This is a genomic window from Methanosarcina sp. WWM596 (genome assembly GCF_000969965.1).
Classification (GTDB): Archaea; Halobacteriota; Methanosarcinia; order Methanosarcinales; family Methanosarcinaceae; genus Methanosarcina.
Genome location: NZ_CP009503.1, coordinates 1,970,861 through 1,984,997, shown reverse-complemented (window position 1 = coordinate 1,984,997; position 14,137 = coordinate 1,970,861). Strand labels below are relative to the sequence as shown.

The following is a 14,137-nucleotide window of genomic DNA, read 5'->3' as shown; positions in this document are numbered from 1 at the left end:
AGACTCTTTATACCTAGATAATCCTTTAAACGTCGACCCCTTTTTTGAATATGATTTTCTTAAGGTTGGTTGTATAAAGGGCGAAATAAAAGATTGTTAAAACAATTAAAAGCCCCAGTTCAAACTTAGCATAAAAAGCAAGGAATATCCCGAGTAACGTCATGCTTACAGAAAAGACCAGCAAAAACGGTTTGCAGGCAGTTACTGTGGAAGAAATAACATTGTCAACTGCTGCATCTTTATCACCTTCGATTAACCTGTTCACTGTATACAGGCCTGATGTGATTGAAAACCAGACCAGTGCCGGGTGTAATGAAACCGGTTCGGACAGCAAAATGTTCGTAACCAGTGCCAGGCCAGCCATAGAAAGGCCGACAATTATTCCCGAAGAAAAGACTAAAGCTAGAAATCTATTCATCATTTTCACCTTTCAAACTTTTGTTCTTGTTTATAAAAATCCTGACAAATTGAAACAATCCAGATAGCCTTATTAGAGCTCCACAATTTTTCCTTTTTCCAAGGAAAAATTGGATTTAAAAGGCTGTTTTAAAATTAAATAATCCTTATACCTTTATTGTTCGTTAGTGTTTAAACAATCTCGAAGACTTCCTTATCTTGGCGATTTATCCGATCGAGAATGGCAACTAATTAAACCTCATTTTCCGAATCCAAGAACTAATCGAGGTAAAAAACGTGTTCTTAAAGGAATTTAGGAACATATCAACACTGTACTGAGAACTGAACTGAGAACTGCAAATGGATGAGAACCAGAGCAGAGTGCAGATATTTTATATAGTCAGTCCGTTAAAACTACAGAAACTCCTGGGGTACGTGGTTATTATGCTGGAAAGAAAGTAAAAGGGAGAAAGCGCCATATTATGCGCCATATTATAGTAGATACAACAGGGCTACTATTGATGGTTGTAGTTCATGCCACCAATATCCAGGATCGGGATGGAGTTAAACTTGTTCTGGAACAAATTAAGGGGACCTTTTCTTGATTGCAGCTTATTTGGGCTGATGCTGGTTATGCTGGTCAACTGGTTGATTGGGTCAAAGTGACGTGTGGTTGGGTTTTGGAAATAGTGAGAAGAAGCGATGATGTTAAAGGTTTTAAGGTATTTTTTCACAGATGGGTAGTAGAACGTACATTTGGATGGCTGAGTCGATATCAACGTTTGAGTAAAGATTACGAAGGAATGACCCGGGATGGCGAAAATGATTGTCAGAGTCAAAAAATTCAAAACCATTTACAACCCCACGACCGGAAGCCCAGCACGCGTAAGCGCATCAAGTATCAGATGTGATGCATACCCGGCCCCTGCAAAGAAAAGCCCCAAAGTAACTTCATCTGCCGGACCTGTAGTTAGCAGACTTAAATAGGTCTGATTAAGGTACAGCAGCAAAAGCGCCAGGCAAAGAATTGAATGGAAAAACTTTCTATGGCGCTGGTTTCTGGGAGGCTCGATCAGATCAGGCAACACAGCTCCAAGGGCTGAGGACGCTAAAGCTATCGGAAGAAGTACTGGGCTGAGAACAAGCCCTTTTGAAGTCAAATTCCAGATCAGGATAAAGGAAATTAAAACTCCTGCTGTCATATGCGTTTTTCGACCTGTCACAATATCCCCCTTGTTATCCAAGTAATATCTTCTTTATACACCAACTTTATATATTATTTTCTATAGTATTTCTATTTACTGGTGTATTTGAACTATAATTTTACGTTTTATCAGTTCTACATTGAACATGAGACGTTCACAGGATCATTAGAGGAAAAGCTGCTGCAGATTAGATTATTCTGGAAATTAGTACTATGATTCCAAAATATAGCCAGAAATTCGGACTTGAAATAAACCTGCATGTAAACTTAATGAATCACGAATGGACACGGACATACATGGATTTGGGTCATCTGTGTTATCCATGGTTTACACTAATTTTGAAATCGATGCACTAGAGTGTAAACAAAAGCACTTAAAACAAGCAATAGGTACTGGAAACCATATATTGTTGAAATTATACTGAGAAATGATGAGAAAAAACATGAGGCTTGATAAATTAATGCTGAAATAATGGCCAATCTTTGAAAATATTATTGCAAATAAAGATATAATCAGATTGTAGTGAATGATTGGGAATTCGATATCTACTTTTAAAATTTCCATCTGCATCGATAATGGCCGCAAATTTGTTATAATGATTGCAGCCTTCTCTATCTATAGACATTTTGAATGCATTATACAAATGATCGAATGATATTTCTTTTTCTTCACAGATACAGCAACTTATTATGTGGCGAACAAGCACATCTGATTTGAACTGTTTCCACCTTTTATATTCTAGCACTGACTGTTTCCACTTAGTAAGCAACTGATTCCATTCAAAAGATTTGAAATATTGATCAATTGAGGAATCAAGATCAAATTCAGGTATATAGGAACCAATAACACCATTTTCAAGAATACCATCATCAATAACCCCTTTTTCCCTAAAAATTAAGATAGGCATATCTATTTGAAAAGCCATGGAAGGTTCAATTTGACAGTATGGACTTGTAATCCATTTTTGAGAAATATCGTACTGTAAATGTCCTGCCAGATTAGTACCGGGTTTGCCAACTCCTTTTTCGATAAAGCTTCGTCTAAATGCAACTGATAATAACCCATGACATTCATTCATTATCTCTCGTATTTTGATTAATGGTGCAGAAGTACTATTGTCGGTAATTCCTAGAGTTCTCGGCTTGAAACCATTTTTTACTAAATGTCCTTCAACTTTGCTGATAAATTTTGTTTGTTTTCGATTGAATGGTTTTGCATAACTGAGAAACACTGGAATTTCCATAGAACCATTTAAAAACTACTTTTGTCACTATGTATAATTTTAAAAATTAGATTTTAATCCTATCATCTTTTAATCAGAAACCATCACTTCACAAACGATTAAAAGTTTTTCGTTTTGACATGAAGAAGATGTGGCAATAGATAAAATTACAGAGAATTATAAGTGTGAAGATCAGTTTTAAAAGACGCCAGCAAAAGATGAGTCGAATCTGGCAGAATAAGGAATATCCCTCATTTAAGATAAGATCAATAACTTACCCTATCTCATTTAAGATAAGATCAATAACTTACCCTAACTGCTGAACTATAAAAAATTAGAAAACTAATACTTGTCAAAAAATAAAATTACAGTTTGGTTTCTTTAACTAATCTCCAATAGTGATATCCTAAAGCTGTCAACTTGCAGGATTTTGAATTCATTGCAGCAAAATACATATGTTCCTTACCCACAGGTTTTACAAGCTCTTCAGATTCAAAATTTTATAAATATTTGAATACTGAGCAATTTAAATCAATCGTGTTTTTGGAAGTAAATGTGTAGGAAGGATCTAATTTGAATTTGTCTTCAGGTTTAGAGAGGTACTTTTATTCAGTATTTCATTTACTTAACTGGTCATCTGTTGAAAAGGATAAGAGAATTCAAAAATTCAGTATTTCATTTACTTAACTGGTCATCTGTTGAAAAGGATAAGAGAATTCAAAAATCCCAAAAACGCTGACGAAGCTTGAAGACCTAAAACTACAGTTTTATTAAACAAACAGGTATGAGTGGGAAGATTTGAAAGCTTCAATGACCCCGAACGGACAGCCAAAAAAGTGTTTTTATAACTGGGTCCCGAAGAGCCTGCTATCCCTCACTGTCAGGATAGGCAGAATTATCGCAAAAATTCTCGATATTTGCGTTTTTCCGGAGGCTATGGACTTCTTATGGCAGACTCTAAAACCCAATACCCGAAGGCTAACCTTAGCAGAGGCACAGGAAGCGCGAACCGTATTTGGAGACAGCATCAATTACCGGCAGGTGCGTATAGACGAACATTCACTAATTGCCTGGCTCGGGGCAAAGATAAACAATTGCTCGGGTATGGGGGTCACCATCTTTCATACAATCAACTTCAATGAAAAGATCAGGACTGAATCAGGTAATTCAAACATGAAGTGGCTTATTCATGAATTAGCCCATGTTTCACAGATGGAACACATCGGTTCGAAATATCTGATCGAAGCATTTTATGCACAGGCAACAGAAGGATACGGATACACTCCCGGTGCAAAACCGCATTTTTGTAACTATAACCGCGAACAACAGGCTTCGATTGCTGCAGACTATTATATTGCACGTATTTCAGGCAGCTCAACGGCTCCATATGATACTTATATTGAAGAACTGCAAGCAGGGAAGTTATAACTACGATCTTATCCTGACCCTGTCTTCTTCTACAACTGCAAAACTACAACTACAAAATGCATTTCCCAATCATTACGTAATTTTACAAAAATGATGAAATGGAATAAATTAAGGAATATAGACAACAGTACTCTGAAAAAGGAGGAAAGATCCTGTCATTTCCCTATAATTTTTCCACTTTAGCCAGAAACACCCAATGATTTAGGAATTATTTTCGGCAGCAGAAGCTTTAGCCCTCCTGGAACCATTCGATTTTAGTCTGCCTTTAAGCCATCCCTCTGTTCAGTATACATACCCCTGTTGCTTCATAAGGATATTTAAAAAAAAGAGATTAGAAAAGAGATTAGAGAAGATTTGTATCCTCTTCAAATTAAAGCAGAATGTAGAGATTGAATTCCTCATAGCAGAGAACCAAAAGTTTCGAGATGAAATCAACTTACTCAAAGGTGAACAAACCAAACCTAAGATTCGTGGCTTTAAAATAAATGAAGATATTTCGCCAGAAAAAGAGATGTGAGCCTTCAAACAATAAAAAGAAAAGATCAAAAAAGAAATAATCAAAAAAGAAAAATAATAAATGTATAAAAGGTGTCACTGGTTTTTAGTTATCACCTCCTGATGGCTATAACTTCAATCCTCCTCCTTAATTTGCCTCTATCTGATCGATATTATCTTCACTTACTTTTTTATCATCAGGGCTTTTTGTTGGAGCCTGTTTAACGTCTTCAGTGTTTTTTACTGAAGTTTTAGTTTCTCCATTGTCACAATCTTTTGCTTGAGACTGTTCAACATCTTCGGTGTTTCTTACTGGAGTTTTAGTTTCTCCATTGTCACAGCTTTTTGCTGGGGCTTTTACCTTTTCGGGACTTTTTACTGGAGTTTTAATTTCTCCATTGTCGCAGTCTTTTGCTTGAGACTGTTCAACGTCTTCAGTGTTTTTTACTGGAGTTTTAATTTCTCCATTGTCACAGTCTTTTGCTGGAGCCTGTTCAACGTCTTCAGTGTTTTTTACTGAAGTTTTAGTTTCTTCATTATCACAGCTTTTTGCTGGGGCTTTTACCTTTTCGGGACTTTTTACTGGAGTTTTAGTTTCTCCATTGTCGCAGTCTTTTGCTTGAGACTGTTCAACGTCTTCAATGTTTTTTACTGGAGTTTTAGTTTCTTCATTATCACAGCTTTTTGCTGGAGCTTTTACCTTTTCGGGACTTTTTACTGGAGTTTTAGTTTCTCCATTGTCACAGTCTTTTGCTGGAGCCTGTTCAACGTCTTCAGTGTTTTTTACTGAAGTTTTAGTTTCTTCATTATCACAGCTTTTTGCTGGGGCTTTTACCTTTTCGGGACTTTTTTCTGAAGTTTTAGTTTCTCCATTGTCACAGTCATTTGCTGGAGCCTGTTCAACGTCTTCAGTGTTTTTTACTGAAGTTTTAGTTTCTCCATTGTCACAGCTTTTTGCTGGGGTTTTTACCTTTTCGGGACTTTTTACTGAAGTTTTAGTTTCTCCATTGTCACAGTCTTTTGCTGGAGCCTGTTCAACGTCTTCAGTGTTTTTTACTGGAGTTTTAGTTTCTTCATTATCACAGCTTTTTGCTGGGGCTTTTACCTTTTCGGGACTTTTTACTGAAGTTTTAGTTTCTCCATTGTCACAGTCTTTTGCTGGAGCCTGTTCAACGTCTTCAGTGTTTTTTACTGAAGTTTTAGTTTCTTCATTATCACAGCTTTTTGCTGGGGCTTTTACCTTTTCGGGACTTTTTACTGGAGTTTTAGTTTCTCCATTGTCGCAGTCTTTTGCTTGAGACTGTTCAACATCTTCAATGTTTCTTACTGGAGTTTTAGTTTCTCCATTGTCGCAGTCTTTTGCTGGAGCCTGTTCAACGTCTTCAGTGTTTTTTACTGGAGTTTTAGTTTCTTCATTATCACAGCTTTTTGCTGGGGCTTTTACCTTTTCGGGACTTTTTACTGAAGTTTTAGTTTCTCCATTGTCACAGTCTTTTGCTGGGGCTTTTACCTTTTCGGGACTTTTTACTGGAGCCTCTTCAACTTCACAGCTTTGATCTGGCATTACTTCTCTATTTTTTTTGTAAATTAGTTTGCAAACTGATTTGGTTTCGATACAAATTGGTTTGGTTTCTGTACAAACTGATTTTGTTTCTTCACAGACTGGTTTACAGGCTGGTTTGGTTTCTGTGCAAACTGACTTGGTTTCTGTACAAACCGGTTTTTCTTCACAAACTGATTTGGTTTCGTCACAAACCGGTTTTTTTTCACAAACTGATTTGGTTTCGTCACAAACTAGTTTTTCGTCACAAACTGATTTGGTTTCTTCACAAACCGGTTTTTCGTCACAAACTGATTTGGTTTCTGTACAAACCGGTTTTTCGTCACAAACTGATTTGGTTTCTGTACAAACTGGTTTTTCTTCACAGACTGTTTTGGTTTCGTCGCAAACTGGTTTTTCTTCACAGACTGTTTTGGTTTCGTCACAAACTGAATTTGTTTCGTCACAAACCGGTTTTTCATCACAGACTGGTTTTTCTTCACAGACTAGTTTTTCTTCACAGACTGATTTTTCTTCACAGACTGATTTTTCTTCACAGACTGATTTTTCTTCACAGACTAGTTTTTCTTCACAGACTGAATTTTCTTCACAGACTGATTTGGTTTCTGTACAAACTGGTTTTTCTTCACAGACTGTTTTGGTTTTATCGCAGACTTCGTCAATTACATTGGATGTTCCATCTCCTTCATCCATCTGATAAAGAATTATCTTCGTTTCCTTTACCATATAATCCGCTTCATCAGCCGAGATCTGCTTGCATTCCTTCATTCTTTCAGCGAGATGGATAAAGGATTTAAGCATGGAAATGGCTTTTTCATCCTCACCATTTACCCAGTAACACATTGAGGCATCAAGAAGAGTAGCCAGCCCTGTTTTTGTCATCACATGGCATTTGTATGTACATTCCACATATTCCTTGAGAGCCTGTGTATTATCAAGAGGCGTTAATTCATAGATGGCAGGATTAACAACTGTTTCAGGTGCAGGCACTGTTTCATCCACTACTTCTTCTTCCTCTTCTTCCTCTTCTTCTTCCTCTTTTTCTTCCTTTACAGGTGCAGGCACTGCTTCATCCACTACTTCTTCTTCCTCTTCTTCCTTTACAGATGCAGACACTGCTTTAACCACAACTACTTCTTCTTCCTCTTCTTCTTCCTTTACAGGTGCAGGCACTGCTTCATCTACTACTTCTTCTTCCTCTTCTTCTTCCTTTACAGATGCAGGCACTGCTTCATCCACTACTTCTTCTTCCTCTTCTTCTTCCTTTACAGATGCAGGCACTACTTCTTTTTCCTCTTCTTCTTCCTCTTCTTCTTCCTTTACAGGTGCAGGCACTGCTTCATCTACTACTTCTTCTTCCTCTTCTTCTTCCTTTACAGATGCAGGCACTGCTTCATCCACTACTTCTTCTTCCTCTTCTTCTTCCTTTACAGATGCAGGCACTACTTCTTTTTCCTCTTCTTCTTCCTCTTCTTCTTCCTTTACAGGTGCAGGCACTGCTTCTTTATTTTCTACACTAACTAAATCATCAGAGATTTTTAAGTTTATCTTGTTTATTGGGAACTTCTGATACACTTCCTGTTTTGAAAGATTGCTAAAGGTGTTCTCACTTACTATTATATTCCTGAAACTTTCGTGATCTGGGAAATAAACTCCGTATTCTCCACTATTTTGAACATTATTTGTAATTATAAGAGTATCTCCAACACCTTTTTCACCCCCTTGATACGTAACCCCCGCGATTCCATCCATAATATTATCTTTTATTATATGCACTCCATCATTCACATTGCCTCTTCTAACGACTGCCCCATATCCACCATATATTTCATTCTCGGTAAATTCTGAGTATTGTGTACCGTCAAGGAATGCAAAAAAGTACGGAAGCTGTGGATATATTTTATTTTTAGTGACTATATAACTAATAGTAACTGGATGAGCATCAACAACACATGAGCCAGCGATATCTGCCCCTATCAGAGTATTATTGGCGATAAAAACGTCTCGATTTAAAGATTTACGTTCAGCTGAATTGCCTGTTATAGCATGTCTGCAATTCTTTATGTAATTCTGTTCGATATTGACAAAAGCCGAACCGCTAGCCACATTTACACCATATCCACTGCCGGGCTTAAGACAGTCATATATTTCATTATTATTAATATCCACATTAAAACAGGAATACAGACAAATAGCCCCAAATCCACTATCACTGAACCGGGAATTAGTGACAGAACTGTCCTTGCAATAGTCCATAACCAGTCCATGATGAGGCATTGTCGCCCCCGTATCCTCTATCCCTATGTTCTTTATATGCATTTCAATAGGTCTGTATACTTCAGTTTGGACGGTCTCGGACAAGCTGTAATCTCTAAGAAGTGGTTGATTTAAAGTGACGACATTTCCATTTACACTTTTAACAGCATATATTTCACCTGTCATTTGATCAGGATAATCAAGAGGACACCACTTAACATTTTTCCAGATCTTAATCAAGTCGTTCTGACGAACCTGAGAAGCATCAGTTAAAACCACCTGGGATGAACCCTTTTTAGCGTTATCTGACAGGTTTTTGCTAGTGATAAATGATCCACAGAAATAAATCCCGTAAACTTCTTTTTCAGGAGTTTGAATGTGAAGAGTTACTTTTCCTTCGCCTATCACATTCAGACTTTTACTACATTGATATATTCGGTTTTTTATATAATAGTCTCCTTCGCGGATTGTTATGGTATCTCCACTTTTTGAGTTATCTAGTGCCGCCTGAATACAAGCGGCATCATCTGTATAATCAGATGTCAGATAAAGACCGGAGACAGCTGGTTGAGCATCATCGTCAATTACGATGTTTGATGCCAAAGCAGCAGGGCTACTTAACGTAAGATATAAAAGAGCAAGAACAAATGCCATCAAATAACTTTTTAAAATTTTCATTATAGATCATCCCAATACTTAACTTAACCTCGTTATAGAATTCCTCCATAGTATCCACTCAACCATAACTTTCAAAGATAATAGATATTAAATCCAATTCTCACTTGCAATGAGAATATAATATTTCTTTAAACCTTCCGATTCAAAAGAGTGATTTATTTTCATACGATTGAGTGACTATTATGTGTGTTCTTCAACAAACAGTTCAAACTTAAAAACTCTGTCCTTCTATTTTGCGTACTCTTCATTTTTCCAAAATATATGCGTTAATCAATGCGTTTTTATTTGATTATACGTTACAACAATTAACCTGGGTTTCAAACTAAGGCTTTTAATTAAGCCCGGATAAGACAGCTCTGTTCCCGGCTTCTTCTCTGCAGGCAGTCAAAGTTATAATTTTTCTGGATATAGGCAGGTTGTACGTTCCTCCTCTAAGGCATTCCGGGTTCCAGTCTCAATTATAGTTTTCCGAGACGTTTGTTACGTCACTTGCCTGTTCACATTCATATTCTGGTTACATGCTGGCTGATAACTGGGCGTCCGGGCACAGATAGTAGAAGCCACAGGAATCAAAGTCAACGACATTAAAACAACAAAAAAGGATTCTATTGCCTTCAAGATTGACTTTCTGTTATAATTCATGTTCTACCTCCTATTTTGCTTCTTTTAGTCTGACAATACCCGTAATCAAAAAACGTTGGGAAGAGGAACATATAAAGATACTTTTATTAGAAGGTCTGAAATAATAAAAGAAATGTAAATTTAAAGCTTTATAATACTTTATTTTATCTTATAAAGGATTATCAATCCATTGTTACGCGATTGATATTTTGAAACACATAAATGTTAGGTCCACAAAATTCATCAAAAAAAATTTGAGAAATTGACACTTACAATCAAGTTCATGAAAAATGGGGTTAAAAAATAGATTTTTATGAATTTTGGTGGGATAAATATTTTGATTGTAACAAAAACTAAGAGTAAAACTATATATTGCGCTATTATATTAGACCAATAAAATATAAAAGAACCACCAAAAACAGTATATGAAAAATTAAGGGATATAAATAACAGAACCCTGAAAAAGGAGGAAAGATCCTGTTAACCCCTCATCATTTTTCCACTTTAGCCAGAACCCTTGCCTTTTATTCAGAGTCCCCGATAGTTATCGAATATTCGAAATATTCAGTATTTTTAGGGAGTATTGAAAGCTCCCAGTTTCCTATTGCTCCGGGTACCGTATACGTTTCAGTATAATACCTGTCGTAATTTTGATAGATTGAGTCATCATCAGTTGACCATACCGGGAAATTATACCACCCAATGTTTACGCTGTCTCCCTGCGTTGATTTCATGAGGCTCATATCAACAGGGTTGAAATTGTATTTCAGGTTCAGTTCAAAAGATGGGACTTCATCTTTCGGCGAGGAACGCATCCATGCATCCCAACTGTACGTAGAAGTTGATACTTCAATTGTTATCGGATCGGTGGTTCTTGTTTTAAAGGTTTTCACATAGGGAACTGCAGGCTGCTGCCTAATTGTAAAGTACAGGTCTATTTGCGAGTCAGATTCATCATATGCTCCCCCGTCAACATTCATTTTGATGAACCCATTGTAAGTTCCTGTGGCATTTTTTGGAACAGGAACACGGATAACCATGTCAGCGATCTCACCTGGAGTTAAAACTGAAGGTGCAGTGATTTCTATTGCATCATCATCAAGCCCGAATTCATTAAATGAATACTCATACATATATCTGCTCAGTTCCGGGTCGATGGTAATATCCTTTAATGCTGCGTTCTTGATTTTTATCGAGTATACATATTCCTTTCCGACCTCAACGGAGTCAGAGATGTAATGTGTCTGAAGTTCAAGCTTCTGATAAATCGGGACTCCAACAGAAAGAGACATTGCATTGACATATTGAGGATAGGGATCTACTTCAGGATCTAAGATTATGTCATCTGTAAAGGCTACGTAGGTTTCATAGGTCCCACCATCCGCATCCTCGGGAACATTTACTTCAATGGTAAATTCCTGTTCTGCATCCGAATCTACTATTGTATTTGCCGGGTGTATGGTAATCCAGCTTTCGTCAATGTCGTAAAAGCTGTAAGGCACAGCTACAACTTTAGGTTCTACTTCAATTGCATTTTTACCGTTATTTCTGAAATTTACATCGAAGCTGCTGCTCTCTCCCTGCTGTAAATACAGATCATAGTAACTGGGATTTATCTCATGTATTATGATTTCAGACGTAACGAGAGGACGGACTGTTTCGTTTGCAACTCCTTCATCCTCTGATTGAGCAAATGCAGCCGGTACCCATACCAGGCAAAGCATTAAACCTAATAATAGGGATCCTGCCCTCAATAATGTACTTTTACTCATGTTTCTGACTCCTTACCTGTGTGTTACATTCAAAAACTGTTTATTTTGGTCTATTATTTTGTATTTTCACAATGGCTAAATTTCAGAATTTCATGATTTCCTGACTCCAGTCGGAAATATAGCCTATGTAAATAACGCATTCAAGCTTCCCTGATACTCCCAATGTGCGTAAGTTCCATAATTAATATGTGTCCTCATATAAAATACTTATTACTTTGACAAATCTTTGTGCATGACCTGGAAAAAAATCCAAAAAGAAAAATGCTGCAGGAAGATTTTTAGCATTAGTGACTTACGTGAACAATTTTAGTAACCTTAGGTTGGTAAAGTATGAAAAGAAATGGCAAAAATTAAATGTCAAACTCTTGAATAGTTAAAAATTTGCAAAATTGGGGTCATAATATAAAATACTCAATTTGCACTGTACTTACATTCGGCAGGTCGACATTAGAATTTAGAATATTTTTTTTTGATACCGTTTTAGAACATTAGCTAACTGTATGTTATGCTTAAAACTGATTAACATGTAGCTCAACTTTCAAGATACATATAAAAACGGAATCATTTTTTTTCAATAAAGTTTAGTATGATAGATTATGTTTGGACCATATGTAAACCTAACAACTATACGCAAGTCTGGAGCATTATTTCATAATCATCATCAATGAAATGTATAAAAAATTAAATGTCAACCTACCGAAAGCAAGACTGTATCTCAATGACATTTATTAATGACGTTTTATGAGAATATGTATTTTTGATTTTTTGAGAACATGTGCTTTTGATATAGAATCCAGTCTATTTATGCCTGGAGGTATAATCGCCTACTCTTCTTTAAGGTGACTTTTGGGAAGAATTCCTCTTTTTTTCTAAAAGAGCCCATAACTTTCCACATTCATCAGCTGTCAACCCGATCCGTTCGATCAGATATTTTTCTGTTTTTTCGTTTTTTACCGTCCCTTTTAGCAGATTGCTTATTGTATCCCTGTGGTGCCCTGTTATCCTTTCAATACTTCGTATTCCATTTTTTTCGAGAAAAAGCCGATATATCAGCCTTATTTCAGTTCCAGGCAGATGTTTGCGGTAAACAGCTGTACCAACTGTATCCATGAAAAATTTTCTGCAATGTTTGCAATAATATCTCTGGTGGCCGGTTCTGTATTTTCCACGCTTTATTATGGCTTTTCCTTCCTCCTCGAGATAATATTCACATTCCGGATTTGGACAGACGACTTCATCTGTTTTTCTGGTCATACAATTTCCCTCCCTGAGTCCCGATTTAACTGACTGATTTATTATATATGATATGTAATACTATTTTACGGAGGTATAAATCTGGACAATCAATTCAGTGTGATTTTGCAAACTGAAATAATTTAATTAATAAGTTATGGATTTATTGATATATTTATTTTACTTATTGCGATGTCTACCAGAAATAGATTTCCGCACAATACAACCTATTTACATCTCAAAAAAAGACAAATATGTATAAAAAATATTTATAATGAAATCCATAGCCACCGATTTAACAGAGGTTCCGCCGATCTCCTGAATAAAATTGAAGTTCTGGAATATCAGATTAATGATAATTATATAATATCATGTGGTGGGTGGCAACTTAATTGGAAAAGGCAATAGATACCTGAACCCAGAGACAAACTCCTCAGGAGAAGTTCAAACCGGGTTAATAAATCCATATATGGAAAATCATGGAAGTTCTTAAGGTCCTTCTGGATAAAAATGAAGCAACACTTATGTTAGCAAAAAATTCTACTGCAAATAAAACCAAAAAATGGGGGATAAAATAAATGCAAGCAAGTTCTGCTACTGAAGTTCATAGTTCGATTCAGAAAGCTGTACAAGCTTTCCGGGAGATGAGATATCCTGCAACAAGGAGTCAACGTATCGGAAAGCTAAAAGTCTTAATGCCCGTAGTGAAGTTATCCAGGCTATTGAGGGTATACCAGACAAGGAATACAATAGCACTGCAGATGTTCTTAAACAATTCGAAGGCATTCAAAGGGCTGTGTAAGCTCTCCATAACCTGAAATATCCTTCAACGAAGAATCAACTTATTGAATATACTAAAAAAACAATGCCCGTAGTGAAGTTATTAGAACTCTTGAAAAGTTTCCAGACCGGGAATACAATAATGTCGGCGATGTCGTCATGGAATTCAATGGCAAATTCCAGAGCCGATAACTACATTTTAGCGTAAATCAGCCAGAAACACAAACAAGGAAAAGAAGTGACATCAGCTCAAAACTCAAAGTTTTGAGGGCCAAATTTTTCCTCAAAAAGAGTTTGTCATCCACTGGTTAGGTATATGGTTACGGAGAGGAGAGTAATTAAGGATATGATGAGAAAAGAAGGGTTAAATCCAGCCTTCTTTTTTTAATTTCAGGTTATCGGGGAATTTTAAAGGAACTTTGTTTTAAAAAAATTTTGTTTTGAAAGAACCTTATTTGAAAGAACCTTATTTGAAAGAACCTTATTTGAA

General features: G+C 36.4%; 9 protein-coding genes and 1 pseudogene. 4 read left to right on the top strand and 6 right to left on the bottom strand.

All coding sequences use genetic code 11. The annotated features are described in order from the left end of the window. Nucleotides 1-25 precede the first annotated feature (25 nt). The gene (locus MSWHS_RS08755) at nt 26-421 is read right to left on the bottom strand and encodes a hypothetical protein (protein ID WP_156148126.1); all 396 of its coding nucleotides are present in this window, start codon (nt 419-421) and stop codon (nt 26-28) included. A gap of 163 nt (nt 422-584) precedes the next feature. Between MSWHS_RS08755 and MSWHS_RS19265 the strand changes: the two are divergent. Then, a pseudogene (locus tag MSWHS_RS19265) lies at nt 585-1,217 on the top strand (transposase); the annotation flags it as partial. Between the two features lie 33 nt (nt 1,218-1,250). On the opposite strand, the gene MSWHS_RS08745 reads toward MSWHS_RS19265, so the two are convergent. Both MSWHS_RS08745 and MSWHS_RS20935 read right to left on the bottom strand, forming a co-directional pair. Further along, on the bottom strand, nt 1,251-1,619 hold the full coding sequence (locus MSWHS_RS08745; protein WP_156151206.1) for a metal-dependent hydrolase: 369 nt from the start codon (nt 1,617-1,619) through the stop codon (nt 1,251-1,253). 439 nt (nt 1,620-2,058) lie between these two features. Next, nucleotides 2,059-2,844, bottom strand: coding sequence for a hypothetical protein (locus MSWHS_RS20935; protein ID WP_197074052.1), 786 nt, complete (start codon nt 2,842-2,844; stop codon nt 2,059-2,061). A 777-nt stretch (nt 2,845-3,621) separates the two neighbouring features. On the opposite strand from MSWHS_RS20935, the gene MSWHS_RS08735 reads away from it, so the two are divergent. Further along, nucleotides 3,622-4,251, top strand: coding sequence for a hypothetical protein (locus MSWHS_RS08735; protein ID WP_231585674.1), 630 nt, complete (start codon nt 3,622-3,624; stop codon nt 4,249-4,251). Between the two features lie 643 nt (nt 4,252-4,894). Here the strand turns inward: MSWHS_RS08735 and MSWHS_RS20930 are convergent. The 3 genes from MSWHS_RS20930 to MSWHS_RS08720 form a co-directional block, all read right to left on the bottom strand. After that, nucleotides 4,895-9,217, bottom strand: coding sequence for a NosD domain-containing protein (locus MSWHS_RS20930; protein WP_197074051.1), 4,323 nt, complete (start codon nt 9,215-9,217; stop codon nt 4,895-4,897). 1,169 nt (nt 9,218-10,386) lie between these two features. Then, nucleotides 10,387-11,634: a hypothetical protein gene (locus tag MSWHS_RS08725; RefSeq protein WP_048127914.1), complete on the bottom strand. Its 1,248-nt coding sequence runs from the start codon at nt 11,632-11,634 to the stop codon at nt 10,387-10,389. Nucleotides 11,635-12,468: 834 nt separating this feature from the next. After that, entirely contained in the window at nt 12,469-12,888 is a 420-nt protein-coding gene (locus MSWHS_RS08720; protein WP_048127916.1) for a hypothetical protein, read from the bottom strand. A 628-nt stretch (nt 12,889-13,516) separates the two neighbouring features. Between MSWHS_RS08720 and MSWHS_RS21470 the strand changes: the two genes are divergently transcribed. Together MSWHS_RS21470 and MSWHS_RS22145 are read left to right on the top strand one after the other, a co-directional pair. Next, a complete protein-coding gene (locus tag MSWHS_RS21470) occupies nt 13,517-13,669 on the top strand; it encodes a DUF2795 domain-containing protein (protein ID WP_231585723.1) in 153 nt (50 codons plus the stop codon). Nucleotides 13,670-13,749: 80 nt separating this feature from the next. Continuing rightward, a complete protein-coding gene (locus MSWHS_RS22145) occupies nt 13,750-13,839 on the top strand; it encodes a DUF2795 domain-containing protein (RefSeq protein ID WP_231591959.1) in 90 nt (29 codons plus the stop codon). The last annotated feature ends 298 nt before the right edge of the window (nt 13,840-14,137 follow it).

What these genes read in the sequence shown, in the direction of transcription:
- MSWHS_RS08720 (WP_048127916.1), bottom strand. Translation starts at nt 12,888, where the DNA reads ATGACCAGAAAAACAGATGAAGTCGTCTGTCCAAATCCGGAATGTGAA.
- MSWHS_RS20930 (WP_197074051.1), bottom strand. Translation starts at nt 9,217, where the DNA reads ATGGCATTTGTTCTTGCTCTTTTATATCTTACGTTAAGTAGCCCTGCT.
- MSWHS_RS08725 (WP_048127914.1), bottom strand. Translation starts at nt 11,634, where the DNA reads ATGAGTAAAAGTACATTATTGAGGGCAGGATCCCTATTATTAGGTTTA.
- MSWHS_RS08755 (WP_156148126.1), bottom strand. Translation starts at nt 421, where the DNA reads ATGATGAATAGATTTCTAGCTTTAGTCTTTTCTTCGGGAATAATTGTC.
- MSWHS_RS20935 (WP_197074052.1), bottom strand. Translation starts at nt 2,844, where the DNA reads ATGGAAATTCCAGTGTTTCTCAGTTATGCAAAACCATTCAATCGAAAA.